The sequence below is a fragment of the Cellulomonas sp. P5_E12 genome, from assembly GCF_054049315.1.
In genome coordinates this window covers 64,552-88,881 of the sequence record NZ_JBFUMP010000016.1, presented here as the reverse complement: position 1 = coordinate 88,881, position 24,330 = coordinate 64,552, and the positions used below count along the sequence as shown (strand labels likewise).

The 24,330-nt window shown below is 71.9% G+C and carries 25 protein-coding genes; 10 read left to right on the top strand and 15 right to left on the bottom strand.

All coding sequences use genetic code 11. From position 1 onward, the window contains the following. Positions 1-26: 26 nt before the first annotated feature. Both ACXJKA_RS13960 and ACXJKA_RS13955 read left to right on the top strand, forming a co-directional pair. The gene (locus ACXJKA_RS13960) at positions 27-653 is read left to right on the top strand and encodes a TetR/AcrR family transcriptional regulator (RefSeq protein WP_456825809.1); all 627 of its coding nucleotides are present in this window, start codon (positions 27-29) and stop codon (positions 651-653) included. Positions 654-760: 107 nt separating this feature from the next. Next, positions 761-1,957, top strand: coding sequence for a zinc-dependent alcohol dehydrogenase (locus ACXJKA_RS13955; protein ID WP_456825808.1), 1,197 nt, complete (start codon positions 761-763; stop codon positions 1,955-1,957). Between the two features lie 21 nt (positions 1,958-1,978). On the opposite strand, the gene ACXJKA_RS13950 is transcribed toward ACXJKA_RS13955, so the two are convergent. The 3 genes from ACXJKA_RS13950 to ACXJKA_RS13940 form a co-directional block, all read right to left on the bottom strand. Then, complete coding sequence (locus ACXJKA_RS13950; protein ID WP_456825807.1) at positions 1,979-2,329, bottom strand: hypothetical protein; 351 nt, start codon at positions 2,327-2,329, stop codon at positions 1,979-1,981. 158 nt (positions 2,330-2,487) lie between these two features. Beyond that, positions 2,488-2,646, bottom strand: coding sequence for a hypothetical protein (locus ACXJKA_RS13945; protein ID WP_456825806.1), 159 nt, complete (start codon positions 2,644-2,646; stop codon positions 2,488-2,490). Positions 2,647-2,815: 169 nt separating this feature from the next. Beyond that, entirely contained in the window at positions 2,816-3,262 is a 447-nt protein-coding gene (locus ACXJKA_RS13940) for a DUF1579 family protein (protein WP_456825805.1), read from the bottom strand. A gap of 114 nt (positions 3,263-3,376) precedes the next feature. On the opposite strand from ACXJKA_RS13940, the gene ACXJKA_RS13935 reads away from it, so the two are divergent. Together ACXJKA_RS13935 and ACXJKA_RS13930 are read left to right on the top strand one after the other, a co-directional pair. Beyond that, positions 3,377-3,949 carry a pyridoxamine 5'-phosphate oxidase family protein gene (locus ACXJKA_RS13935; RefSeq protein WP_456825804.1) on the top strand — a complete coding sequence of 191 codons (573 nt, stop codon included), beginning with the start codon at positions 3,377-3,379 and terminating at the stop codon, positions 3,947-3,949. A 69-nt stretch (positions 3,950-4,018) separates the two neighbouring features. Then, positions 4,019-4,186 carry a hypothetical protein gene (locus ACXJKA_RS13930; protein WP_456825803.1) on the top strand — a complete coding sequence of 56 codons (168 nt, stop codon included), beginning with the start codon at positions 4,019-4,021 and terminating at the stop codon, positions 4,184-4,186. A 104-nt stretch (positions 4,187-4,290) separates the two neighbouring features. On the opposite strand, the gene ACXJKA_RS13925 is transcribed toward ACXJKA_RS13930, so the two are convergent. Continuing rightward, positions 4,291-5,124 carry a nuclear transport factor 2 family protein gene (locus tag ACXJKA_RS13925; protein WP_456825802.1) on the bottom strand — a complete coding sequence of 278 codons (834 nt, stop codon included), beginning with the start codon at positions 5,122-5,124 and terminating at the stop codon, positions 4,291-4,293. A 159-nt stretch (positions 5,125-5,283) separates the two neighbouring features. Between ACXJKA_RS13925 and ACXJKA_RS13920 the strand changes: the two genes are divergently transcribed. The 4 genes from ACXJKA_RS13920 to ACXJKA_RS13905 are packed head-to-tail and all read left to right on the top strand — an operon-like array spanning position 5,284 to position 8,029. After that, entirely contained in the window at positions 5,284-5,784 is a 501-nt protein-coding gene (locus tag ACXJKA_RS13920; protein ID WP_456825801.1) for a VOC family protein, read from the top strand. Between the two features lie 12 nt (positions 5,785-5,796). Beyond that, positions 5,797-5,964 (top strand): hypothetical protein, encoded by a 168-nt coding sequence (locus ACXJKA_RS13915; protein ID WP_456825800.1) that lies wholly within the window; start codon positions 5,797-5,799, stop codon positions 5,962-5,964. Continuing rightward, a complete protein-coding gene (locus tag ACXJKA_RS13910; RefSeq protein WP_456825799.1) occupies positions 5,961-7,292 on the top strand; it encodes a dihydrolipoyl dehydrogenase family protein in 1,332 nt (443 codons plus the stop codon). The genes ACXJKA_RS13915 and ACXJKA_RS13910 overlap by 4 nt, the downstream gene beginning before the upstream one ends. Next, complete coding sequence (locus ACXJKA_RS13905) at positions 7,289-8,029, top strand: SDR family oxidoreductase (protein WP_456825798.1); 741 nt, start codon at positions 7,289-7,291, stop codon at positions 8,027-8,029. Before ACXJKA_RS13910 ends, ACXJKA_RS13905 begins: the two co-directional genes overlap by 4 nt. A 3-nt stretch (positions 8,030-8,032) precedes the next feature. On the opposite strand, the gene ACXJKA_RS13900 is transcribed toward ACXJKA_RS13905, so the two are convergent. Both ACXJKA_RS13900 and ACXJKA_RS13895 read right to left on the bottom strand, forming a co-directional pair. Further along, the gene (locus ACXJKA_RS13900; RefSeq protein WP_456825797.1) at positions 8,033-9,757 is read right to left on the bottom strand and encodes an MOSC domain-containing protein; all 1,725 of its coding nucleotides are present in this window, start codon (positions 9,755-9,757) and stop codon (positions 8,033-8,035) included. Between the two features lie 14 nt (positions 9,758-9,771). Continuing rightward, the gene (locus tag ACXJKA_RS13895; protein WP_456825796.1) at positions 9,772-10,377 is read right to left on the bottom strand and encodes a redoxin domain-containing protein; all 606 of its coding nucleotides are present in this window, start codon (positions 10,375-10,377) and stop codon (positions 9,772-9,774) included. A gap of 197 nt (positions 10,378-10,574) precedes the next feature. On the opposite strand from ACXJKA_RS13895, the gene ACXJKA_RS13890 reads away from it, so the two are divergent. Both ACXJKA_RS13890 and ACXJKA_RS13885 read left to right on the top strand, forming a co-directional pair. Further along, positions 10,575-10,910, top strand: coding sequence for a YciI family protein (locus ACXJKA_RS13890; RefSeq protein ID WP_456825795.1), 336 nt, complete (start codon positions 10,575-10,577; stop codon positions 10,908-10,910). Then, positions 10,907-12,145 carry an RNA polymerase sigma factor gene (locus tag ACXJKA_RS13885; RefSeq protein WP_456825794.1) on the top strand — a complete coding sequence of 413 codons (1,239 nt, stop codon included), beginning with the start codon at positions 10,907-10,909 and terminating at the stop codon, positions 12,143-12,145. The genes ACXJKA_RS13890 and ACXJKA_RS13885 overlap by 4 nt, the downstream gene beginning before the upstream one ends. Here the strand turns inward: ACXJKA_RS13885 and ACXJKA_RS13880 are convergent. The 9 genes from ACXJKA_RS13880 to ACXJKA_RS13840 form a co-directional block, all read right to left on the bottom strand. Beyond that, positions 12,138-12,803, bottom strand: coding sequence for a hypothetical protein (locus ACXJKA_RS13880; protein ID WP_456825793.1), 666 nt, complete (start codon positions 12,801-12,803; stop codon positions 12,138-12,140). The genes ACXJKA_RS13885 and ACXJKA_RS13880 overlap by 8 nt on opposite strands. A 43-nt stretch (positions 12,804-12,846) precedes the next feature. Next, entirely contained in the window at positions 12,847-14,982 is a 2,136-nt protein-coding gene (locus ACXJKA_RS13875) for a LuxR C-terminal-related transcriptional regulator (protein WP_456825792.1), read from the bottom strand. A gap of 127 nt (positions 14,983-15,109) precedes the next feature. Further along, the gene (locus ACXJKA_RS13870; protein ID WP_456825791.1) at positions 15,110-16,420 is read right to left on the bottom strand and encodes an NAD(P)/FAD-dependent oxidoreductase; all 1,311 of its coding nucleotides are present in this window, start codon (positions 16,418-16,420) and stop codon (positions 15,110-15,112) included. Then, entirely contained in the window at positions 16,417-18,282 is a 1,866-nt protein-coding gene (locus ACXJKA_RS13865; protein WP_456825790.1) for a glycoside hydrolase family 15 protein, read from the bottom strand. Before ACXJKA_RS13865 ends, ACXJKA_RS13870 begins: the two co-directional genes overlap by 4 nt. 21 nt (positions 18,283-18,303) lie before the next feature. Beyond that, positions 18,304-19,854, bottom strand: coding sequence for a GMC family oxidoreductase (locus ACXJKA_RS13860; protein WP_456825789.1), 1,551 nt, complete (start codon positions 19,852-19,854; stop codon positions 18,304-18,306). A gap of 10 nt (positions 19,855-19,864) precedes the next feature. Continuing rightward, positions 19,865-20,632, bottom strand: coding sequence for a glucose 1-dehydrogenase (locus tag ACXJKA_RS13855; RefSeq protein WP_456825788.1), 768 nt, complete (start codon positions 20,630-20,632; stop codon positions 19,865-19,867). Beyond that, the gene (cydB, locus tag ACXJKA_RS13850; protein WP_456825787.1) at positions 20,629-21,693 is read right to left on the bottom strand and encodes a cytochrome d ubiquinol oxidase subunit II; all 1,065 of its coding nucleotides are present in this window, start codon (positions 21,691-21,693) and stop codon (positions 20,629-20,631) included. The genes ACXJKA_RS13855 and cydB overlap by 4 nt, the downstream gene beginning before the upstream one ends. A gap of 13 nt (positions 21,694-21,706) precedes the next feature. Beyond that, complete coding sequence (locus tag ACXJKA_RS13845; protein WP_456825786.1) at positions 21,707-23,116, bottom strand: cytochrome ubiquinol oxidase subunit I; 1,410 nt, start codon at positions 23,114-23,116, stop codon at positions 21,707-21,709. A gap of 122 nt (positions 23,117-23,238) precedes the next feature. Continuing rightward, positions 23,239-24,144, bottom strand: a complete 906-nt coding sequence (locus tag ACXJKA_RS13840) for a bile acid:sodium symporter family protein (protein WP_456825785.1) — start codon at positions 24,142-24,144, stop codon at positions 23,239-23,241. Positions 24,145-24,330 lie beyond the last annotated feature (186 nt).

The window sequence follows — 24,330 nt, the reverse complement described above, 5'->3', positions numbered from 1 at the left end:
CGCTGCTCCGGACCAAAGGAGGTCCCATGCGCGTCGCCGCATCTCCGTCGTCGGCGCCCACCTCGAGGCGCCGTGACGCAGCCACCACCCGGCAGCTCCTGCTCACCGCGGCCCGACGGCGCTTCGCCGCGCGGGGCTACGCGGCGACGACCGTGCGGGAGATCGCCGACGATGCCGGGGTCAACGCCGCCCTCATCAGTCGCTACTTCGACTCCAAGGAAGGGCTCTTCGAGGCCTGCCTGCGGGGGGTCTCGGCCGAGCTCGGCGGCTCGCTCGGGCCGCGGTCGACGGTCGAGGAGGTGGCCGATGCGGTCGCGGAGCAGCTCGCGAACCCGGGCACCGCCGAGCACCCGAACCAGCTGGTCCTGCTGCTGCGGACCTCGGGCGACGAGAACGCCGAGGCGATCCGCCGGGACACCTTGCAGTCCTACGCCCGGCGCCTCGCGGAGGCCGTCGGCGGCGCGCCGGACGGGCCGGAGGGCGAGCAGCTCCTCGTCCGGGCGCAGCTCGCGCTGTGCGCGGCGCTGGGGATCGCCGTGCTGCGCTCGTCGACTGCGCTCGAGCCCCTCGCGTCGGCCGACTCCGCGGAGCTCGTCGGACCGATCCGCGTCCTGATGCACTCCCTGCTGGACCCGGGCGCCGACCGGCGCTGACGCGGACCGACCGGACGGACCGTCCGTGCCCGGTCGCGGTTCCGGCCGCGCACGCGCACCCTGGCCCGGGGGCACCGCTGCTCCACTGACGAGGGTGAGGGACCGACGTGCGAGCACTGACGTGGCAGGGCCGGGAGAACGTGAGCGTCGAGACGGTGCCGGACCCCCGGATCGAGCGGACCACCGACGCGATCGTCCGGGTCACCTCGACCGCGATCTGCGGATCGGACCTGCACCTGTACGCGGTGCTCGGCATGTACCTCGACGCCGGCGACGTGCTGGGCCACGAGGCGATGGGCGTCGTCGAGGAGGTCGGGGCGGAGGCCGGCGCGCTCCGGGTCGGCGATCGGGTCGTGATCCCCTTCAACATCTCGTGCGGCTCGTGCTGGATGTGTGCGCGCGGGCTGTTCGCGCAGTGCGAGACCACCCAGGTGCGCACGCAGGGCACGGGCGCCTCGCTGTTCGGGTTCAGCAAGCTCTACGGCCAGGTGCCCGGCGGGCAGGCGGAGTACCTGCGGGTGCCACAGGCACAGTTCGGTCCGGTCGTGGTCCCGGACGACGGCCGTCCCGACGAGCGCTACCTCTACCTCTCGGACGTCCTGCCCACCGCATGGCAGGCCGTGGAGTACGCGGACGTGCCCGCGGGCGGCACCGTGGCCGTGGTGGGTCTCGGCCCGATCGGGCAGATGGCGACGCGCATCGCGGTCCACCGTGGTGCCTCCCGGGTGATCGGGCTGGACCTCGTGCCTGAACGCCTCGCGATGGCCCGCCGGCACGGCATCGACGTGATCGACGTCGGCGCGGTCGACGACGTCGCCGCAGCGGTCCGTGACCTGACCGACGGACGCGGCGTGGACTCCGCGATCGACGCCGTCGGCATGGAGGCACACGGATCGCCGATCGCGGCGGGTGGCCAGAGGCTGACCGGGATCCTGCCCGACAAGGTCGCGGTCGCGGTCGTCGAGAAGGCGGGCCTCGACCGGCTGGCGGCTCTGCAGACCGCGTTCGACGTGGTCCGGCGGGCCGGGACGGTCTCGATCGTCGGCGTGTACGGGGGAGCCGTGGACCCGTTCCCGATGATGCAGCTCTTCGACAAAGGACTCACGCTGCGGATGGGGCAGGCCAACGTCAAGCGCTGGATCGACGACCTCCTGCCGCTGGTGTCCGACGACGCGGACCCGCTCGGCGTGCTGGACCTGCGCACGCACCGCGTCCCGCTCGAGGATGCGCCGGGCGCCTACGACATGTTCCAGAAGAAGGCGGACGGCTGCATCAAAGTTGTCCTCGACCCGGCCGCGGCCTGATGTCTACCGGCTGGCCACCGCTCAGCCGCTGACCGTGTCCAGGTGCTGCAGCAGGTCGTGCGCGGCGAGCTCGACGTCCTTGTGGCGCCATTCCGAGGCCCGGAACACGCACGCGATGAGCGCGCTGCGGTGCACTCGGCGGAAGTCGCCGGCGACGAACGCGTACCGGGCCTTCGTCTGCTCGGTCGCGCCGTCCGTGAGCCCGAGGTGCCAGTCGGAGTAGTCGGACCACGAGTGGCGCTCGAGGTAGGCGTTCTGCGCGGCGGCGTCGGGCTGGCTCTCGCCCCAGTCGCTGTCGAGCACGTACTGGTGGGCGTCGATCATCGACCGGACGTGGGCGACCGCGGACGTGTTCACGGTGTAGCTCGCCATGGAGTCACTCCTCGATTCCCCTGCGTCCATCCTCCAGCCCCCGCTCCGTGCGGCACCAGAGGCGGCACGTCGTCACGGCCACAGCGGCGCGGGCGCGGTCGCCAGTCCTGGCTCGCGGCGAGGCCGCCGGCCACCGCCGGCGTCGGCGCGTCGGCGCGTCATAAGGATCCGAACCATGAGGAGCCCGCAGTTCCGACGTCCTCGCCGAGCGTGTAGGCGACGCGGGTGCGGTCCGTGCGAGGAGCGCCGTAGGTCGTCGCGGGGGCACACACCTCGTCGGCGCCGGGCTCCATCGCGAACGTCGCGACGGTCGTCATGTGCGGGCCTCGTGGTCATGCACACCACGCTCCAGCGCGGCCGCACGTCGCACCTCCAGGCGTCCCCTGGACCTGCTCAGGGGAAACCCTGGGTGCGCGGGCCGACCCGGAACTCACCCGAGCCGTCCCACGACAGAGGGCGCCGCGGTTGAGCCGCCGGCGGACGTCCTCAGCCAGCGCGCTCGAGCGCGAGCTCGACCACCTGGTACGGCTCCGAGCCGGGCACGACGTTGTGCATCGTGAGGACGGCGTCCTGCGGGCGCACATGGATGTGCCACCCCCAGTCCGGTCCGGTCGGTGCCGCGTACGACCCGCGCAGCCGTAGCTCGCCGTCGTCGCCGACGCCGCCCGAGAAGCTCATCCACGTCGGTCCCGTGTGGAACGAGTCCACCCACACGGCCTCGGCCGCCTCGGCGGACCCTCCGATCAGGAGGAGACCGTCCTGCGGCGCGTCGCCGTCCGCCCAGGTGTAGGCGATCGAGACGAAGCGGACGGCCGTGACGCCGACCGTGGCGGTGGCGGCCGAGGACTGGTACTCGTCGGTGGGCATCAGCCGCAGGCGGTTTGTGCCCTGCCAGCTGCCCAGCACCGGGTCGAGGTAGTCGACGACGCTCATGCTGGCGACTGTAGCGACGGCACCATACGCCCGGCTCTCCCGGCGGAGCCACAACCCGTGGAGGATGGAGAACCACGTGCGTACGACCTTCGCTCTCGAACCGAGGTGCCCCGCATGACGACCGGAGTGATCGACCCCAGGTACGGCGACCCGACGGCGACGCCGCCACCGTGGTCCGTCATCGAGCGCCTCCTGACCGAGGCGCAGCTCTACTGGATCATCACCGTCCGAGCCGACGGGCGCCCGCACGCCGTCCCGCTCGTGGGCGTCTGGCACGACGGTGCGTTCGCGTTCTGCACCGGCCCCGAGGAGCAGAAGCAACGAAACCTCGACGTCCATGCCCAGGTGGCGGTGACCACCGGCAGCACCGGGGCGGACGGGTGGGACAGCGGGAAGGACCTCGTGGTCGAGGGCGCAGCGGTGCGCGTCACCGATCCCGCGGAGCTCCAGGCGCTGGCCGACGCGTGGTTCGCCAAGTACGGCGACGACTGGTTGTGGGAGGTTCGCGGCGACGTGTTCGTCGAGAAGAGCAGCTCGGGCGGGGGCTCCGGTGGCGCGTGGGTCTACCGGGTCGCCCCCGCGAAGGTCATGGCGTTCGGCGACGGCCATGGCCAGACCACGTACCGATTCTCGCCGCCACCGCCCGACGACGTGGCCGGTCACTCGGACGAGGGAACCAGGGGGTGATCCTGCCCGCGCGGGATGGTCGACGCGCGAGTCTCGGGAGAGGCTCGACGCATGGGGCTACGGGTAGAAGTGACAGGCGCGGACATCGCGGACGCTCGGCGGCGGTGGGAGCTCGCCGCCTCCGGCGGGGCGACGCCGGCCCGGATCGAGCTGCTCTGGACCGACTACGTCCGGCTCATCAGCGCGCAGGCCCAGCAGATCGCCGACGACTTCCGCCGGGGGCGCCGGTCGTCCTGACCCCACCGCTCCGTGGCGCTCCGGTGCAGGCCGCTCCCGACGAGATCGGGCGGGGCCCCGGCCGCGGAACGACTCGAGCTCGGACCGGCTGACCGGCGGGTCGGTCAGCCGCGCTGCACCAGAGGTTCGATGTCGTCGTAGAGGCGTACCGCGGTGAGCAGGTCGTCCGCACCCCACTCGTAGACGGCCGCTCCGGCCTGCGGTGGGAGGCCGCGGTCGCCCCAGCGGACGCAGTTGTACTCGACGGCGCTCCGCGCGCCGTCCTCGGTCACGCTGCAGTGCTCGAGAGCGATGCCGCCGCCCGCGCTGAAGCTCGTGGTGAAGTAGGCGCGCAGCTCGTCGCCCCCGCGGTGGGCGCCGTGCGGGCCGAAGGACTCGCGGAGGTACGCGTCGTCGGCGAACAGGGTCATCACGGCCTCGACGTCCCCGCCGGCCAGCGCGGTGTGGAAGCGGCCGACCACGCCGGAGAGGGCGCCGCTGCCGGGTGGCAGGACGGGCGGCCGGACGTGGCGCCGGCCGTCGACCGGCCACTGGCTGCAGTAGGTGCGGAAGATCACCGAGCGGTCGTCCGGGGACTCGGCGACGACGGCGACCGGCCAGTCGGTGGCCCGCCCGTCGTCGTCCTCGACGTGGGCGAGGAGCTCCACCACCGCGCGCCGCCCGACGATCGTCGAGGCCACGGTCTCGACCCGGGCACGGTGGCCCGCCAACCACGACGTGTTGCGCCGGACGAACGTCCGGAGCTGACGGTGGCCGTGCACCTCGCCGGCACGCGGGTCGTAGACCCTGACGTCGCCTGGCCAGACGTACTCCAGGCCTCCGGAGTCGCCGGTGTCCAGGGCCCGGAGGTACTGCGCGACGGGGTCGGCATGCCCTTCCTCTCGTGCCTGCTCGCGGGCAAGCTCGGCGGCGGAGACGAACTCCGGGAACCACGGCATGCCGTCACCATGCACCCTCGAGGGGTACCCACGACAGTCCCCAGAGACACCCTTGACGCTCGTGGCGGCCCGGGAGCATCGTGTGTCACGAGCAACTCACCTCTCTACCCACGTGGGGCTGGTCCTCGCGCGGACGGAGCCGACGCGAGGGAGCCGGAGATGACCAGTACCGAGGCGAGCAGCGCGAGCACGGGCGGGAGCCCGCCGGTGGAACCCGGGCAGTTCCGGCTCGAGGTCGTGGTTCTCCCGGTCTCGGACGTCGACCGGGCGAAGAGCTTCTACGAGTCGCTGGGCTGGCGGCTCGACGCCAATCTCACGATCGACGACGGCTACCGCGTGGTGCAGCTGACGCCACCGGGGTCGGCGTGCTCGATCATCTTCGGCACGGGCCTGACGAACGCCGCGCCCGGCTCGTTCGAGGGCCTGCAGCTGTCCGTCTACGACATCGACGCGGCGCGTGCCGACCTGGTCCAGCGCGGCGTCGAGGTCAGCGAGCCGTTCCACGACGAGACCGGCATCTTCCACCACGCCGGCACCGGGGGCCGGGTGAGCGGCCCCGCGCCCGGCCACGCCGACTACGGCTCGTTCGTCGCCTTCAGCGATCCGGACGGCAACGGGTGGCTCCTCCAGGAGATCAAGACGCGACTGCCCGGCCGATGAGGGGATGAGCCGATGGACACGCGCTACGAGTCCGTGAGCGACCTCGCCGACGCCCTGCGGCGCGCGGCCGCGGCCCACGGCGAGCACGAAGCCCGGACGGGCGAGGCGGACGCGGACTGGCCGGACTGGTACGCGCTGTACATGGTCCGCGAGCGCGCCGGCGAGGAGCTGCCGACGTGACCGCCGACTACGACGTGATCGTGCTCGGCGGCGGCTCGCCCGGCGAGCACTGCGCGGGCGCCCTGGCCGAGGGTGGGCTCCGCGTCGCCGTCGTCGAGCGGGAGCTCGTCGGCGGCGAGTGCTCGTACTGGGCCTGCATCCCGTCGAAGACCCTGTTGCGGCCGGGCGAGGCTGTCCACGCGGCACGCGAGGCTGCGGCGACGGCCGAGGTCGACCTCGAGGCCGTCTTCGCCTGGCGCAACTTCCAGGTCTCGGACTACTCCGACGCCGGGCAGGTGACGTGGCTCGCCGACAGTGGCATCGACCTGCTGCGGGGCGAGGGGCGGCTCGTCGGACCCGGTGCCGTGGAGGTCGATGGGGTGCGGCACACGGCCGACCACGTGGTGCTCGCCAACGGCGCGTCGCCGATCGTGCCTCCGGTGCCCGGACTGCGTGAGCTGGACGGCCTCTGGACCAGCCGTGAGGCGACCTCCATGACGGCGGTACCGCGCCGCCTGCTCATCATGGGCGGCGGACCGGTCGGGGTGGAGATCGCGCAAGTCGTCCGCCGGCTGGGCGGCGAGGTGGTCCTGGTCGACCGGTCGGCGCACGTGCTCGGGAGGGAGCCCGCGCCGCTCGGCGAGGCGCTCGGCGACGTGCTGCGTGGCGAGGGCGTCGAGCTCGTCCTGTCGGCCGGCGTGGCCCGTGCGCGGCACGACGGGGACGACTACGTGCTCGAGCTCGACGACGGGCGCGAGCTGCGGGGCGACAGGCTGCTCGTCGCCACGGGACGGCGCCCGCGCGTGCACGACCTCGGCCTCGAGTCCGTCGGCGTCGTGGCGGACGACAAGGGCGTGCCGGTCGACGAGCACCTGCGCGTCGCCGACGGGCTGTGGGCGATCGGCGACGTGACCGGGCTCTGGCCGCTCACGCACGTCGGCAAGTACCAGGGCGACGTGGTCGCGGCGAACATCCTGGGTGAGGAGCGGGCCGCCAACTACGAGGCCGTCCCGCGGGTGACGTACACCGACCCTCAGGCAGCGGCCGTGGGCGTCGCGGTCGACCGCTTCCAGGCGACCGTCCCGGTGTCCGGGGTGGCGAAGACGTCGACCTACACGCGCGCCTACGCCGACAGCAACGGCTTCCTCACGCTGGTCAGCGACGGCGAGCGGCTGACGGGGGCGTACGCGCTCGGTCCGGAGGCGGGGGAGTGGCTGCAGCAGGCCACGCTCGCGATCCGGGCGCACGTCCCGCTGAAGGTCCTGGCCGACACGATCCAGCCGTTCCCCACCTTCTCGGAGATCTACGTCCCGGCGCTGAAGTCCCTGCTCGGCGAGATCGCACGATGAGCCCCTCGACGCGCGAGCCGGCGCTGGCCGGGCAGACCGTCGTCGTCGTCGGCGGGAGCGCGGGCATCGGGCTCGCGACGGCCCGGCGGGCACGCGCCGAGGGGGCCGACGTGATCCTGACGGCCCGCGATCCCGACCGGCTCCGGAGCGCCGGCGTCGAGGTCGGTGCGCGGAGCGTCGCGGCGTTCGACGCCAACGACCTCGCCGCACTCGAGGGCTTCTTCGACGGGCTCGACGGKCCGATCGACCACGTCATGGTGACGGCCGGCGCTCCCTACTACGCGCCGTTGGTCGACATGGACTTCGAAGACGTGCGCCGCGCCATCGCCGAGCACCCGATGGTGATGCTGGGCGTGGCCCGCTACACCGCCGGCAGGATCCGGCCCGGTGGGACACTCCTGTTCATGGGCGGCACCGGCGCCCGGCGACCGGGGGTCGGCCTGGGGATCACCGCGGCGATGACCGCGGCGCTCCCCGTCCTGGCGGCGAACCTCGCGCTCGAGATCGCCCCGGTGCGCGTCAACCTCATCGCGGCCGGGTTCGTCGACACCCCGCTGTCGGCGTCGCTGCTCGGCGACAGGCTGGACGAGCGCCGAGACGAGCTGCGGGCCACGTTGCCGATCGGCCGGGTCGTCGGGCCGGACGACGTCGCGGCGCTGGCGGTGCACGTCATGGCCAACACCGCGCTGACCGGCGCGACCTTCGACGTCGACGGTGGCCAGCAGTTCGTCCGCTGACGGTCAGAGGTCGAGGACCAGGTCCGTCGTGGGGCGCGACGAGCAGATGAGCAGCTCGTCGGCCCCGGGCGGCTCGAGCGGCGGGGTCCCGTACGACGCCGACCCGGACAGCACCGCGGTCACGCACGTGTGGCACACGCCCGTGCGGCACGACCACTGCGTCGGCACGTCGCACGCCTCGGCGAGCTCGAGCACGGAGTCGTAGCCGTCCGCCCAGCCGGCGGAGAGGCCGGAGCGCGCGAAGGTCACCTGCGGACCGGTGCCGGGAGGGCCGGGGGGCTGGTGGGGCGGCGGCGCGTCGGCCCGGACGACGCCGGGGTTGATCGGGGAGCGTGAGCCGAAGCGTTCGGTGTGGACGCGGGCCGGGTCGAGGCCGGCCGTGGCGAGGGCGGCGACGACGTCGTCCATGAACGACTCGGGGCCGCAGACGTACGCGTGCGCGTCGGCCGGCAAGCCAAGGCCTGCGACCACACCGGCGGTGAGCCGTCCCGCGCGGACCCCTGCGGGCAGCGGGCCGCTCGGGGTCGTGTAGAAGACGCGCGAGCGTGCTGCCGGGAGGCGGGTGAGCAGCTCGGCGGCCTCGGCGGCGAAGGCGTGGCTCTGCTCGTCGTGGGTCGTGTGGATCCACCACACCTCGCGGGTGCTGGGCCGGCTCGCGAGCCGGTGCAGCATCGCCAGCACGGGGGTCAGGCCGATGCCCGCGGAGATGAGCAGCACGGGCTCGGTGCCTTCGTCGAGCACGAAGCCGCCCCGCGGGGCCGCGACCTCGATCCGGTCCCCTCGATGCAGGAGCGCGCGCAGACGCGAGCTCACCAGCCCGTCGGACTCGCTCTTCACGCTGACCCGGTAGTCGCCGCCGTCGGGATCGCCCGAGAGCGAGTACGTCCGGACCGGGGCCGGGTCGCCGGCACCGCGCACGCGCAGGCTGAGGAACTGGCCCGGCGCGAACTCCGGCAGCCCGCCGTCCCCGGCGAGCCGGAACGACGTCACCGCGGCCGTCTCGGCGACCACGTCGGTCACGGTGAGCGTGCGGAAGCCCGACCACGACGGCTTCGCGGCGACGGCGACACCGGCGGGCTGGACGGTCCCGCCGGCGAGCATGCTCCGGAACGACTCGCGCCAGCCGGGGCTGAGCGCTGGGATGTCCATGGCGATCTCGAGCCGCGCCTCGTCGTGACCTGGCAGGTAGAGGAGGGCGTCGACGTCGGCGACGCTCAGCGCGTGCGGCCCGCGCCTGGTCAGCTCGATCGGGTCGCCGGCGGCGACGTGCCCCTCCGTGAGGACGCGCAGGTAGAACCCGGGACGGTGGTGGGCGACCAGGAGCGACGGGAGCTGCGGCTGTCCCATGCGCATCCCCACGCGGAAGCAGGTGACGCGCGGCTGGGTGACCTCGAGCTCGGCGTCGCCGATGCGGTACCGGTCGCCGATGCAGACCTCGTCGTCGCCGAGCCCCTCGACCGTGAAGTTCTCGCCGAACGCTCCCGGCTCGAGCTCCTCCAGCCCGAAGAGCTCCTGCCAGTGCCGGTACGACTCGATCTGGTAGACGAGGACCGCGCGCTGCTCGCCGCCGTGCCCGGCGAGGTCGCCCTGCCCGTCGCCGTCGATGTTGAGCCTGCGGACCACCTGCGGCCCCGCCACCGGGCTCTTCCAGACGCCCGTGTGCACCGTCCGGCCGCGCCAGGGCACGTCCGTCGGCAGCCCGACGTTCACCGACAGGAGCGTGGCCATGGTGCGCGCGCCCGTCAGTCCAGGCCGCGGGCTCGCCGGACCTCCTCGGGCGACCGCCGTTCCCAGCCGTGGAACTTCGCGACGTCGCCGGCATCCCAGGCCTCGCGCAGTCCCGGGGCGCTGAGGTCCCAGTCCGGACGGACCTCGCGCGAGGCGGCGCGCAGATCGCGCCACAGGTCGTCGGTCGAGGGTCGGCCCCAGAACCAGTAGCCGTTGTAGATGCTGTGGATCACCAGCCCCGGCTTGAGCACGAGCGTGTGGGGGATCATCGGGTCGTGCTCCGGGTCCGTGTACTCCTGGATGTCGAGATCCTGCTGCACGACACGACCCGGGTCGGACAGGAACGGCCAGTGCGCGCCCACGGAGGCGCGGAACTCCTGCAGCGTGTGGTGCTCGTCCGTCGCGATGGTGGCGATCTTCGTGTACGCCACGCCGAGCTTGGGCTGCATCGCGGCGAGCTCGAGGTGCTGCTGATGCTCCTTCGGGCAGTAGTGCCCGCGGGCGAGCGTGAGGATCATCGGGTCGGCGCCCTGGATCTCGCTCAGCGTGCGGACAGTGCCTGTGTGGTCCGGTAGCTCGTAGTCGGGGAAGACTCCGCCGGGCACCATGTCGGGACGCACGAAACGATCACCTCGCTCGCTGGCGCCGGGGCTCCGGCGTCGACGGACTCGCGGACGCCGTCCAGTCTGCTCCACGTCGGACCTGCGCGAACACTCCTGGCGACGAGTCCGGGCGCTGCCGCGGTGCGGGGTGTACGAAGATGCTCGAAGAGGTTCGGCGGTGCGCGGCCGTCGCGTTCCGATGAGGAGGGGTCCCGATGGCGCAGTACCTGATCTCCGTGCTCGACCACACGTCCGGGTCCGCCACGCCGGACGAGATGGCGGCCATCGACGTCTTCAACGAGCAGCTGGTGGCCGACGGCCACTGGGTGTTCGCGGGCGGCCTCGGGGCGCCGGACACCGCGACCGTCGTCGACGGCCGCGACGAGGCGGCGGTGTTCACCGACGGGCCGTACCTCGAGTCGAAGGAGTACGTGGCCGGGTTCTGGATCATCGACGCCCCGCACCTCGACGCCGCGCTGCGGCTCGCGGCCCAGGGGTCGCAGGCCTGCAACCGCCGGGTCGAGCTCAGGCCGCTCCTGGGCGGCGAATGACCGACGTCGACGCGGCGATCACGCGGGTCCACCGCGAGGAGTGGGCCCGGGTGGTCGCGGCCGTGGCCAGGCGCTTCGGTGACCTCGATCTGGCCGAGGAGATGGCCGCCGAGGCGTTCGCGACGGCCGTCGAGCGCTGGCCCGTCGACGGTGTGCCGACGAATCCGGGAGCGTGGCTGACCACCACCGCGCACCGCAAGGCCATCGACCGGATCCGCCGCGAGGCCAAGAGGGGGTCGAAGCACCGGGAGGCGATGTTGCTCGTCGACGCCCCGGAGCCGCTCGGTGCCATCGACGACGACCGCCTCCGGCTCCTGTTCACGTGCTGCCACCCCGCGCTCGCCATGGAGGCGCGGGTGGCGTTGACCCTGCGGATGGTGGGCGGGCTCACCGTGCCGGAGATCGCCCACGCGTTCCTGGTCCAGGAGACCGCCATGAGCCGGCGGATCACGCGCGCGAAGGCCACGATCGCGGCCGCCAGGATCCCGTACGGCGTGCCGTTCCGGGAGGACCTCCCGGAGCGGGTCAGCGGGGTGCTCACGGTGCTCTTCCTCATCTTCAACGAGGGTTACCTGGCGTCGGAGCCCGACGCCGACGTGGTCCGTGGCGACCTCACCGCCGAGGCGATCCGGCTGACGCGGCTGGTCCGGCAGCTCCTACCTTCGGACGGCGAGGTCGCCGGCCTTCTGGCTCTGATGCTCCTGACGGAGGCGCGCCGGGCGGCCCGTGTATCGGCGAGCGGCGAGCTCGTCGCCCTCGACGACCAGGACCGCACCGTCTGGGACCGCGGGCTGATCGCCGAGGGCCACGCTCTGGTCCGCGCACGGCTCACGTCCGGCGAGCCGCCGGGTCGGTACGAGGTGCTCGCCGCGATCAACGCGGTCCACACCGACGCCCGCGACGTCCGCGACACCGACTGGTCGCAGGTCGTCGCGCTCTACGACCAGCTGGTCCGGCTCGACCCCTCGCCGATCGTGCGGCTCAACCGGGCAATCGCGGTGGCCGAGCTCGACGGTCCGCGGGTCGCGTTGGCGCAGGTCGACGGCCTGCCGCTGCAGGGCTATCGCGCCTTCCACGCCACCCGCGCCCACCTGCTGCGCCGCCTGGGCGAGGACGCGCAGGCGCGCGCGGCGTACGACCGGGCCATCGCCGTTCCCGGCAACGCCGCCGAGACCGCGTTCCTCGTCCGTCGCCGCGACGAGCTGACGGGCCTGCCGGCCGGTCCCGTCAGTTGAGGATGTTGACGGCGCGGGCCAGGACGACGGCGAACGTGGCGAGCGCGACGGTCGACTGCCAGGACATCAGCATCTTCGCCGTGCGGGTCAGCGGCATCGTGTCCGTGGGCGAGAACGCGATGAGGTTGGTGATCGCGACGTACAGGTAGTCGAGGAAGCGCGGCTGCCAGCTGTCGAACTGGTCCGAGTACTCGCGGATGGCGTCCTGCGTGAACCAGAACGACATCCGCTCGACGTCAGGTTGCGCGCGCCCGTTGGGGCCGCCCCGGTCGAGCTGCCAGAAGAGCAGCGCGAACCCGACCGTCACGACCACGAGGATCTGCAGTCCTTCCGCCAGAAGCTGCTGCACGCTCACCGGCCGGACCGTGATCAGGTCCCAGATGAGGAGCGCGGCCGAGGTGGTGCCCGAGACCGCGAGCACCAGCGCGAGCGCGTACCGCAGGAGGTCCACGCGATGCCGCTGTGCCGGCATGGCCTCGTCGCCGAGGATGATCGCGACGACGAGCACGAACTCGATGACGGGCACCAGCAGGAGCGGGCCGAGCGCGATCCGGTCGCGCATGAGCACCTGCGCGAGCACGGCGACGGCGACGGCGATCAGGGGTGCCAGGCGTGCGCCCAGCGGGGCGTATCGCCGGTCGGCGCTCGCCTCGCTCACGGTGCGTCCACCTTCCTCGCCGGGGAGCTCGTCCTGGAGAGACCTAGGAGCTCGTGGTCCCGTCGAGCACCTCCCATCGCGCGACCGCCTCGCTGCGGGACGAGACGCCGAGCTTGCGGTACGTCGAGATCGCCTGGGTCTTCACCGTGTTGCGGGAGACCCCGAGACGCTCGGCGATCAGGGGGAACGTGAGGTGCGTGGCGAGGAGCGGCATGAGCCGGACCTCAGCGGGCGTGAGCGAGTCGGGCATTCCTCGGTGGGCAGTCTCCTGCACGGCCTCGACCAGGGTCGCGACCTTGTCCGGCAGGTCACCGAGCCCGGGTCGCCGGCGCACGATCTCCTCGGCCTGCCGGGCGGCGGAGGCGGCGGCGTGGTGGTCCCCCAGGCCGAGCGACGTCTGCGCGATGGCGAGGAGGGCCTGCGTGGAGACGACCGGGATCGCGTACGTCAGCAGGGGCTGCAGGGCCAGGGCGCGCCGGGTGTGCTGGACGGCCTCCGACCGCAGGCCGAGGTGCAGCGCGATGCGAGCTGCCCAGGCGAACACCAGCGCACTGGACCAGTAGGACCCGTAGTCGCCGTCGACAACGATCGACGTCGCGCGGCGGACCCACGTCTCTGCCGACGACCAGTCGCCGCGCTCGACCGCGATCGACGCCCGCTCGCACAGGACCATCGCGACGAGCGGGCCGATGCCCACGAGGTCGGCGGCCTCCTGAGCCTCGACGAAGAGGTCGTCGGCGTGGTCGAGGTCGCCGTCGAGCAGGTCGGCGAGAGCCTCGGTGTGGCGCATCGTCGCGCGCAGCGGGCTCGCCGGTGACAGTCCCGTCCAGGCGCCGCGTGCGTCGGTCCGCATCTGCGCCGTGCCCTGGCGGGCCTCGATCGCATCCAGGTAGGCGAGCGTCCCCTCGACGGTGCTGCCGTCGGACAGGGTGCCAGACCCGGGTGTCCCCTTCGCGATCGCGGACCACCGCTCGGCGCGCGCGGGCTCGCCGACCAGCGCGAAGATGAGCGCCGCGTGCGCGGCGATCGCCGGGAACGCGTTGCCGTCGTCGGCCTCCTCGAGCCACGACATCCACCGGTGGACGGCGTCGATGCCGCCGCTGGCCCAGGTCTGCTGGGACCAGCCGAGGACGAGACGCGTGAACATCGCGACGTCGCCGGCCCGGTGCGAGTGCTCGATCGCCTGGTCCGGGATGCCGGCCTCGTCGTACCAGGAGGCGGCGCGACGGTGGAGCTCGGGCACCAGCGCGGGTTCCTTGCGGTGCAGCTCGGCGCTCAGCAGGTCGCGCAGGAGGGGGTGGCAGCGGAAGCGGTCGCCGTCCCTGTCGACCGGCTCGATCACCCCGTGCGCTGCCAGGTGCTCCAGCGCCGCGCCGGAGGAGCGGCCTCGCAGGACCGCGTCGCAGAGCGGGCCGGACAGCTCGTCGAGGATCGCGCAGTGCACCAGGAGCCTGGTGTCCCGCCCACCCAGTCCGGCGAGCACCTCGGTGCGCAGGTACTCGCGCATGAACCGGTCGTCGCCCGTGAAGGGAGGTTGGGCGGACGGGTTCTGGCCGCCCGCGCTCAGAGCCATCGCCGCGAGCGACACGGCGACGGGCCAGCCCTCGGTCCGGGCGAGCAGGTCGGTCATCGCCGGGAGAGGGAGCGAGACGCCCGCACGCGAGAGGACCACCGTTGCCTCGTCGGGATCCAGCGAGAGCTCGGGCGACCCGATCTCCAGCAGGTCGCCCGCGGCGCGGAGGCGGGCGAGCGGCAGTCGCGGTCGTGCGCGCGAGGTCATCACGACCCGCCAGGGCTCGGGGAGCCGGTGGATGATGTCGGTGAGCACGTTCAGGCTGCCGGCGCGGGTGATGGCGTGGACGTCGTCGAGAAGCAGCGTGCGCGGTCCGTTGTCGGCGGCGGCCGCGACCAGGCCGGCGACGGTGATCACACCCCGCTCGGAGCCGACCTTGCGGCCGAGCGAGGTCAGCAGGCCCACCGGGTCGTTGTCGACCTCCGAGCAGGTGTGCCACGCGACCGCCCCGGGCCAGCGGTCCGCCCACTGCGCGAGCACCGCCGTCTTGCCGTAGCCCGGCCCTGCGACCAGGGCGACCACCCGGGCGGGCGAGGCGTCGATGGCGTCCAGCACCGCGGTCCGCGGCACCAGGCGCGCCCGCACGCGCGGGGTGCGGGCCCTCACCGGGCCCTCCTCGTCGCCTGTCGACAGCTCGTGCTCGGATGCGGATGAATAGGACCTAACGGGTGTTTCCCCCACGTCGGGCCACGCTACCCCCCGACTCCGCCCGTCGATCAACCCCCTGGCCGGCTCACTCCGCCCTCGGGGCGTCGAGGACGATGTGCGGGACGTCGTCGGTGTCGTCACCCCAGGCGATCCGTCGCGGTGCGTCGTGCGACTCGACGGTGGCCGCGTGGTCGCGGTCGAAGTAGTCCCACGCCCAGCTGAGGAACGCGTCCGTGCGGCTGTGCACCCCGCTCAGGAGCATCGCGTGGACCCCGAGCCAGGCGGCGAAGGCGAGGGGACCGTCGACCTCGTGCCGGTGAGCGCCGACCTCGGCGACCGCGGCGTTGCGGCCGATCATCGCCATGATGCCCTTGTCCTTGTAGTGGAACGGCGCGAGCTTGTCGCCCTGCGACTCGCGCAGGATGTTCTGCGCCGCCCACCGGCCGGACTGCTGGGCGACCGAGCCGAGCTGAGGAAGCGTCGTAGCCCCGGCCTGGGGTCCTGAGGGGATGTTCGCCACGTCGCCGACGGCCCACACGCCGGGGAAGCCCTCGACGCCGAGGTCCGGCCGGACGTCGATCCGCCCCCCGCGGCCCGTGCTCTCGCCGGCGTCCTGGGCGATGAGCGAGGCGGACTCGCCGCCCGCCCAGATGACCGTCGCCGTGGGCAGGGTGGTCCCGTCGTCGAGCTCGACGCGGTCGGCGTGGACGGCCGCGACCCCCGTGCGCAGCCGGAGCTCGACCCCGCCCTTGGTGAGGTGGTGGTGGGCGTACTTCTGCGCGTGCTCGGAGAACTGACCGAGCACCGCCTGCCCGCGGTCGACCAGGTGCACGCGGACGTCGTCGGGCACCCGGCCCTGCGTCTTGAGGGCGGCGATGAGTTCCGCGAGGGCCCCCGAGACCTCGACCCCCGTCGGCCCACCGCCGACCACGACGACGTCGCGCGCGTGCGGCCCGCTGGCGTGGGCGCTCTCCTCGACCATGAGCGCGCGGTGGTGCCGGCGCAGGCGCTCGGCGTCGGCCACCGAGTAGAGCGGGAACGCGTGCTCCCGTGCGCCGGGGATGCCGAAGAAGTTCGGGCGCCCGCCGGCGGCGATCACGAGGTGGTCCGCGGACAGCGACCGACCGTCGTCGAGGACAAAGGTGCGTTCCGCGAGCGAGGCCTGCGCGACGCCCTGGACGACCACGTCGACGGATGGGACGTCGGCGAAGATGGTCCGCAGCGGTCGCGCGATGTCCTCGGCCGGCAGCTGCGACGTGGCCACCTGGTAGAGCAGGGGTTGGAACTGGTGGTAGTCCGCACGGTCCACCAGCGTCACGTGCACGCCGGCCTCGCCGAGGGTCTGGGCGGCGGCGACGCCCGCCAGGCCACCGCCGAGGACGAGGACGTCCGTCACAGCGACATCTCCTGGACGCGTTCCGCGAGGATGATCCGAGCGGCGGCCTCGATGAGGGCCAGGTGCGAGAACGCCTGCGGGATGTTGCCCAGGTGCCGTGCGGCGTCGACCTCGAACTCCTCGGCATACAGCCCGAACGGGGAGGCGATCCGCAGCAGGCGCTCCATGAGGTCGAGCGCGCGCTGCTTCTCGCCGACGACCATCAGCGCGGAGACCAGCCAGAACGAGCAGATGACGAACGTGCCCTCCTTGCCGGACATCCCGTCGTCGGTCTCGTCGGTCTTGTACCGCAGCACGAAGCCGTTCTCGGAGAGCTCGTCGGCGATGGCCAGGACGCTCGCGTGCAACCGCTTGTCGGTGCCGGGCAGCAGCCCGAAGTGCGCCGCGAGCAGGTTGGAGGCGTCGAGCGCGTCCGTCTCGTAGTGCTGCCGCAGCACGCCACGGTCGCTCACACCGTGCTCGAGGATGTCGGCCTTGATCTCATCCGCGGTCGCGGCCMAGCTCGCCTGCAGGTCGGGCTCGCCGCGGATGCCGGCCAGCTGCGAGGCACGGTCCATGGCGACCCAGCACATGATCTTCGACGAGACGTAGTGCTGCGGCTTGCCCCGGGCCTCCCAGATGCCCTGGTCGGGTTGCTGCCAGACGGCCGCCGCGCACTCCGCCTGGGCCTTGACGATCGGCCACAGCCGCGCCGGCAGGCGTTCGCTGCGTCGGGTGTGCAACAGGATCGAGTCCAGCACGGAGCCGAAGACGTCGTTCTGCTTCTGGTCGAAGGCGCCGTTCCCGAGGCGCACAGGCCGCGCGCCCTGGTAGCCGGTCAGCTCGTCCCGGGTTGTCTCGGTGAGGTCGCGCCGGCCGTCGATGCCGTACATGATCTGCAGCGCGCCGTCCGAGTCGGGCTCGACGTCGGCGACGAACTGCATGAACTCGTCGGCCTCCCAGTCGAGCCGGAGGTAGTGCAGCGCCTGCAGCGTGAACGTCGAGTCGCGCATCCACGTGTACCGGTAGTCCCAGTTGCGCTTGCCGCCCGGAGTCTCGGGGAGCGAGGTCGTGAGGGCCGCGACCGTGGCGCCGGTCGGCATGTAGGTCAGGCCCTTGATGACGAGGGCGGAGCGCTCGACGTACGGCCGCAGGCGGTGGTCGGGCATCAGGGCACGACCGAGCCAGCGCCGCCAGAAGTCGCGAGTCGTCGCGATCCGGGCCACGGCGTCCTGCGCATCGGTGGGGCCGTCCAGCGAGGCGGCCCACGACAGCGCGCAGAACACGGTCTCGCCCGCGACGAGCTCGTGCCGGCCACGGAGCGCGTCGCCCTCGACGCCCAGCGCGAGGTCGGTGGTCAGCCGCATCGCCAGCCCGGCCCCGCTGATGTCGGCGGCGTGGCCTGCGGCGTCGAGGACCCAGGGCGCGCGCGTCCGGCCGTAGTCGAACGCCGGGTCGCAGACGAGCTCGATCCGCACGGCCCCCTCGAGGCAGGTGGCGGTCCGCACCAGCACGTGCTCCGCGTCGTCGTCGGCGGGCGGGCGGGTGTGCGGTGTCGTCTCGTCGGGACCCTCGCGCCGGCCCATGATGAGCGCGTCGCGGATCTCGATCCACCCCGACGGGGTGTGCCACGTGGTGACCAGGACGTTGGTGCCGGGGTCGTAGGCGCGCGACGTCGGCACGTTGATCCCGTACGGCGCGAACCGGAAGTAGCCGGCGCCGCGGTCGAGCAGGCTGCCGAACACGCTCTGGCTGTCGAACCTGGGCACGCACAGCCAGTCGATCGACCCGTCCGGCGCCACGAGCGCCCCGGTGTGGCAGTCGGACAGGAAGGCGTACTCAGCGATGGGAGGGAAGGGCGAGTCGGGGCTGTTCGAATCCATGGGTGTCTCCTCGGGTAGGTCTCAGCCGAGCCGGGCGAGCAGGTGGTCGCCGACGCGCAGGGCGTTCGCCATGGCGGTCAGCGCCGGGTTCACCGCACCGATGCTCGGGAAGAAGCTCGTGTCGACGACGTACAGGTTGTCCACCTCGTGCGTGCGGCAGTCGCGGTCGAGCACCGACGTCGCGGGGTCGTCGCCGAACCGGACCGTGCCGGCCTGGTGTGCGCAGCCCGCGACCGGGATGTCGTTCTTCATGTACAGGTCGCGCGGCACCAGGTGGTGCGGGTGCATGCCGAGGTGCCCGAGGTTGCCCTTGACGCGGCTGTAGAGCTCCTCGAGCGGCTGCCGGTTGTTCGGGGTGTACGTCAGCACGATGTCGCCGTGGTTGCCGAGGGTCACGCGGTTGTCGGGGTCGGGCAGGTCCTCGGCCGACAGCCAGAAGTCGACCGCGTGCTCCGCCACCTCGCCGAGCGCGAACAGCGGCGCGAGCTTCGCGATGGGCTTCTCGCCGCGGTACATCGGCGCCGATGACTTGCCGACCATCTGCACGTTGCCCATCGGGAACGCGAAGTGCTCGTCGCCGAAGTAGTAGTCGTTGACGCCCAACGTCTTCTGGAAGCGCGTGTCGTTGCGCTCGATCGAGACCGCCAGGAACGCGCGGCTGTTGTGGAACATGTAGTGCCGGCCGACGTGGTCGGACCCGTTGGCCAGGCCGTTCGGGTGCCGGTCGTTGGCGCTCTGGAGCAGCAGCTTCGCGGAGTTGGCGGCACCCGCCGAGACCACGACCACGTCGCCGGAGAACCGCTGCTCGACGCCCTCGACGTCCGCGACGACGGAGGTCACTGTGCGCCCCGAGTCGTCGGTCTCGAGCCGGCGCACCTCCGCGTTGCGGACCAGCGTGACGTTGGCGTGCTCCACGGCAGGCCGCACCGCGATGACCTCGGCGTCGGACTTGGCGTGCAACAGGCACGCGAACCCGTCGCACGTCGCGCTCCGGATGCACGGGCTGTACGCCGGGTTCGCCTCGTTGAGCATGATGCCCGAGGGGGAGTGGAACGGGTGCAGGCCGATCTTCGACATGTCGTCGAAGAGCTGCTGGATGCGCGGCTCGTGCGAGACGGCCGGGAAGGGGTAGGGGCCGGTCGACGGGGGCTCGGTCGGGTCCTCGCCGCGCGCGCCGTGCACCTGGTAGAGCTCCTCGGCCTGGGTGTAGTACGGCTCGAACTCGTCGTACGCGACCGGCCAGGCCGGCGAGATCCCCCCGTGGTGCTGGAGCTCCCCGAAGTCCCGCTCTCGCAGCCGGTAGAGCGCGGCTCCGTAGAACTTCGTCGCGCCGCCCACGTTGTAGTGCACCTGGGGCTGGAACGCTTTGCCCTCGTGGTCGTACCAGGTGTCCTTGGAGACGTAGCGGTTCTTGACGAACGTCTCGGTCGCGTCCCAGTTCTCCGGCTCGCGCGGGAGCCAGTCGCCGCGCTCGAGGATGAGGACCTTCTTCCCCGACGGGGCGAGGCGGTGCGCGAGGGTGCCGCCTCCCGCGCCCGACCCGATGATGACGACGTCGTAGTGCTCGGTCATCTCGTCCGCCTCACAGACCCGGGCTGCTGTGCATGATGCCGCCGTCGGCGAAGACCGTCGTGGCGGTGAGGTAGGTCGCGCCGTCGCCGGCGAGGAAGGCGACGAGGCTGGCGATCTCCTCCGGCTCGGCCATGCGGCCCAGCGGGATCGCCGCGTCGAGCGTCTTCATCTTCTCGGGGTCGTTCATGGTCGCCGTGTTGATCGGCGTGGCCACCGCGCCGGGCCCGACCCCGACCACCTGCACGCCGTAGGGCCCGAGCTCGACGCCCGCGGTCCTGGTGAGCATGCGCATGCCGCCCTTGGACAGGCAGTACGCGGTGTTCCCCGGCATGGGCCAGTCCTCGTGCACCGAGGTCATGTTGATGATCCGGCCGCCCGTGCCCTGCTTGATCATCTGCTTGGCGGCGATCTGGGTGCCGAAGAACGCGCTCTTGAGGTTGATGTCCATCACGCGCTCGTACTGCGCCTCGGTGGTGTCGAGCACCGACGTGCGCGTCTCGATCCCGGCGTTGTTGACCATGATGTCGAGGCGCCCGAACGCCTCGACGGTGCGCGCCACCAGCCTCTCGAGGTCGGCCACCTTGCTGACGTCGGCGTCGACCCCGATCGCCTGGTCGCCCAGGGCGTGCACCTGCTTCTCCAGCTCCTCCGTCGCCTCGGGGTGGGCGACGAAGTCGATGACGATGTTGGCGCCGGCCTCGGCGAGGGCGAGCACGACGGCCTTGCCGATGCCGCTGTTGCCGCCGGTGACGACCGCTACTTTCCCGTGCAGGCTCATGTGAGTGCTCCTTCGTCGAGGGGTGCGGACGGACCCGTGGTGGGGTCCGGTGGTTCCGATGGATCCGTCGTGGGCGGGCCGACGACCCGCCGACGGAAGACGACGTACGACCAGGCCTGGTAGAGCAGCACGACGGGCACGAGGACCAGCGCCACGATGGTCATGACCTGGAGGGCGTACTGCCCGGATGCGGTGCTCGTGACGGTCAGGCTGTCCGAGGCGGCAGTGCTGGAGACCAGCACGTTCGGGTAGAGGTTGGCGAAAAGGGTGACGACGGTCAGGGCGATGGCGATCGCCGTGGCGGTGAAGGCCCAGCCCTCCCGGCCCGCACGGGACAGTGCGCCGGCGAGCAGCACGGCGACGACCGCGAGTGCGGGCAGCCCGATGCCGCGAAGAGCAGGTGCGTCGGACACCGACGGCGTCCACACGGCCAACCCGAGCAGCAGCAGGACGGCCGGCACGTGGGTGACGGCGACGGCGCGGTGGGCGCGACGACGCACGTCGCCCTCGGTGCGCAACGCGAGGAAGGTGGCGCCGTGCAGCAGGCAGAGGGCGACGAGGGTGAGCCCGACCAGCAGGCCGTACCCCGTGATCGAGTCGGCGACGGAGCCGCTGAACTCCTCGGAGGAGTCCACGGGCATCCCGGCGAGGAGGTTGCCGAGCGCCACGCCCAGCAGCAGCGGGCACAGCGCGCTGCCGATCGTCAGGCTCCACGACCAGGTCTGCCGCCACCGGGTCGCGTCCATGCGGCCGCGGAACTCGAACGAGACGCCGCGTGCGATGAGCGCGACGAGCAGCAGCACCAGAGGCAGGTACATCGCGGAGAACCACGTGGCGTACCAGCTGGGGAACGCGGCGAAGATGGCGGCCGCGCCGACGATCAGCCAGACCTCGTTGCCGTCCCAGAACGGGCCGATCGCGTTGATGGCGACGCGCTGCTCGGTGTCGGTGCGTCCCACCACCTTGTGCAGCATGCCGACGCCGAAGTCGAACCCCTCCAGCACGAAGAAGCCGGTCCAGAGGAACGCGACGACGAGGAACCACAGGTCGGGCAACGTCATCGTGACTCCTCCTTCAGAAGGTCAGGGCCGGGACTCGCGGCTGCCCGCCGTCACCGGTGTGCTCGGCCTCGTCCGGCTCCTCGAGCTCGAGGCCGCGGCGGGCGAACCGCATCATGAGGTAGAGGTTGACCGCGCCGAGGAGGAGGAAGACGCCGTAGAAGACGACGAGGCTGGTGATCAGCTCGGTCGTGCCGACCGATGGCGAGACCCCGTCGGACGTCTTCATCAGGCCCTGGACGATCCACGGCTGGCGGCCGTTCTCGGTGAGCATCCAGCCGGCGGTGTTCATCAGGAACGGGAAGGCGACGGCCCAGGTCGCGACGAACAGGAACACGCGCGCCGTCGGTAGTCGCCGTCGCCAGATGAGCCACAGCCCCCACAGGGCCACGAGCGCGGCCAGCGAGCCCAGGTAGGCCATCACGCGCATCGACCAGTACTGGACGAAGACGTTCGGCACGTAGTTCCCGGGCCCGTACTCCTCCTGGTACTGGGCGTTGAGCTCGTTCAGCCCCTGCACCTCGCCGTCCCACGTGCCCGTGGCGAGGATCGAGAGCAGGTGCGGGATCTCGATGATCTTGGTGGGGTCTTGGTCGTTGTTGCCGCCGCCGATCTGGAACGCCGAGAACGAGCAGGGTTGGCACGTCTCCCACTGCCCCTCCGCCGCGGAGATCTTCATCGGCTGGTACGTCGCCTCGATCACGCCGAGGTGGCTGCCGACGCCCAGCGCCAGGAGGATCGAGGGCAGGAGTACGGCGATCGACACCTTCGCCGTGCGGGTGAACAACTCCGCGTGCTGACCGCGCCGCAGGTACCACGCGGAGACGGCCAGCATGAGGACCGACCCGGTGACCAGGGACGCGGTCAGCACGTGCGCGTACCCCCACAGGAACACGGGGTTGGTCATCACGGCGCCGATGTCCGAGAGCTCGGGCCGGCCCGTGGACTGGTCGACCGTGTACCCGACGGGGTGCTGCATCCACGAGTTCGCGGCCATGATGAACGCCGCCGAGCCCGCGGCCCCCAGCGCCACGAGCCAGACGGTGAGCAGGTGGATGCCGCGGGGGAGCACGTTCCAGCCGAAGACCCAGAGCCCGATGAACGTCGACTCGAGGAAGAAGGCCGCGAGCCCCTCCATCGCCAGCGGCGCCCCGAACACGTCTCCGACGTACCGGGAGTAGGCCGACCAGTTCATGCCGAACTCGAACTCCTGGATCAGGCCGGTCACCACCCCGACGGCCACGTTGATCAGCAGGAGCGTGCCGAAGAACTTGGTCAGCCGCTTGTGGTCGGGGTTGCCCGACCGGAACCACATGGTGTGCAGAACGGCGACGAGGAACCCCAGCCCGATCGTGATCGGGACGAAGAGGAAGTGGTAGATGCTCGTCGACGCGAACTGCAGGCGAGCCAGGTCGAGATCGGACACCGGCCCTCCCCAGGTCGACGATCTTGGTGGGCCGACGCGCGCTGTCGGCGCGTCGGCCCGTTCGAGCGTCGCACCGGCCCCGACGACCGAGCATCATCCCGTCGGGATGAAAGGCGCTCGGCTCACGGGACGGCGACCGCCGGAACGGGCGGTGCAGCGCGCCGCCACATCAGGACGAACAGCACCACGACGGTGATTCCGATGGTGTTGAGGATGGTGATCGACACCGTCACCAACGGGTCGGAGACGAAGGGGAAGATCATCATGAGGAGCATCGGAGCGATGTTGCGGACCGCGGTCGTCACCTCGCTCGCATGCCTGATACCCAGGTCCTTGACTCGCAGCGCGGTGACAAGGAGGTAGCCGCACCCGAGCCCGATGAAGGGGCCGGCGATGGCGGCGACGTAGCTCTCCGTGCCCCAGCTCTGCACGAACTGGCTCCAGTACGCCACGAGCGTGAAGTTGAGGTTGAAGAGAAGGCACAGGATGGCGACGCGGACGACCCACCGGGTCAGGGAAGCGGTGAGGTCGGGCCACCAGACCCGGAAGGCGCACCCGAGAACCATGGGGAGCAGCAGGAAGAGCAGCAGCGGCCAGGCGATATCCCAGGCGGTGGTTGTCAGCTGCGAGTCGACCGCATCGATGGCCAGGGGCAGCCCCACGGGGAGGGCGACGACGGTCCCGAGGGTCAGGACCACCAACAGAGTCGTGGCAATGCTGACATCTGCCTTGGCCAGCTTGGCGAGGATGGGAGCGAAGGGCATGCCCGCGCTCAGCGCTGCGATACAGAACCCGACCTTGATCTCGTCCGGGATGGACGAGGCGATCGTCAGCAGATAGCCGACGAACAGCAGCGGGATGATGACGAAGTTGATCACCAGCACCCACACGCTGATCTTCCAGTGCGCGACTGCCTGCGCCAGCACCTTGCCGACCGTCAGCCGGAGCCCCAGGCCGAACGAGTTCAGGATCACGAAGAGCAGGCCGAACCCGTTGATGAGCACGCTCTGATCCGTTGGCGTCGTCACGGAAGTCCACCTCACCGGCGAGCTCGATCGGCGGTCCACCGCCGCGGCCAGGGCACGAGTCTTCGCGACCGACCGGCCCGGCGCATCATCCCGAGAGGATGACGACGGCGGCCTCCGGTGGTGCTGGACTCGTCGTGCACCTCACCGCCGAGGACGACCTGAGGCGTCCAGGTGGGGCGGACGAAG

Bases quoted from the DNA above. Each gene is read 5' to 3' on its own strand.
- ACXJKA_RS13960 (WP_456825809.1), top strand. From the start codon at position 27: ATGCGCGTCGCCGCATCTCCGTCGTCGGCGCCCACCTCGAGGCGCCGT.
- ACXJKA_RS13950 (WP_456825807.1), bottom strand. From the start codon at position 2,329: ATGGCGAGCTACACCGTGAACACGTCCGCGGTCGCCCACGTCCGGTCG.
- ACXJKA_RS13945 (WP_456825806.1), bottom strand. From the start codon at position 2,646: ATGACGACCGTCGCGACGTTCGCGATGGAGCCCGGCGCCGACGAGGTG.
- ACXJKA_RS13940 (WP_456825805.1), bottom strand. From the start codon at position 3,262: ATGAGCGTCGTCGACTACCTCGACCCGGTGCTGGGCAGCTGGCAGGGC.
- ACXJKA_RS13935 (WP_456825804.1), top strand. From the start codon at position 3,377: ATGACGACCGGAGTGATCGACCCCAGGTACGGCGACCCGACGGCGACG.
- ACXJKA_RS13925 (WP_456825802.1), bottom strand. From the start codon at position 5,124: ATGCCGTGGTTCCCGGAGTTCGTCTCCGCCGCCGAGCTTGCCCGCGAG.
- ACXJKA_RS13920 (WP_456825801.1), top strand. From the start codon at position 5,284: ATGACCAGTACCGAGGCGAGCAGCGCGAGCACGGGCGGGAGCCCGCCG.
- ACXJKA_RS13915 (WP_456825800.1), top strand. From the start codon at position 5,797: ATGGACACGCGCTACGAGTCCGTGAGCGACCTCGCCGACGCCCTGCGG.
- ACXJKA_RS13900 (WP_456825797.1), bottom strand. From the start codon at position 9,757: ATGGCCACGCTCCTGTCGGTGAACGTCGGGCTGCCGACGGACGTGCCC.
- ACXJKA_RS13890 (WP_456825795.1), top strand. From the start codon at position 10,575: ATGGCGCAGTACCTGATCTCCGTGCTCGACCACACGTCCGGGTCCGCC.
- ACXJKA_RS13885 (WP_456825794.1), top strand. From the start codon at position 10,907: ATGACCGACGTCGACGCGGCGATCACGCGGGTCCACCGCGAGGAGTGG.
- ACXJKA_RS13860 (WP_456825789.1), bottom strand. From the start codon at position 19,854: ATGACCGAGCACTACGACGTCGTCATCATCGGGTCGGGCGCGGGAGGC.
- ACXJKA_RS13855 (WP_456825788.1), bottom strand. From the start codon at position 20,632: ATGAGCCTGCACGGGAAAGTAGCGGTCGTCACCGGCGGCAACAGCGGC.
- cydB (WP_456825787.1), bottom strand. From the start codon at position 21,693: ATGACGTTGCCCGACCTGTGGTTCCTCGTCGTCGCGTTCCTCTGGACC.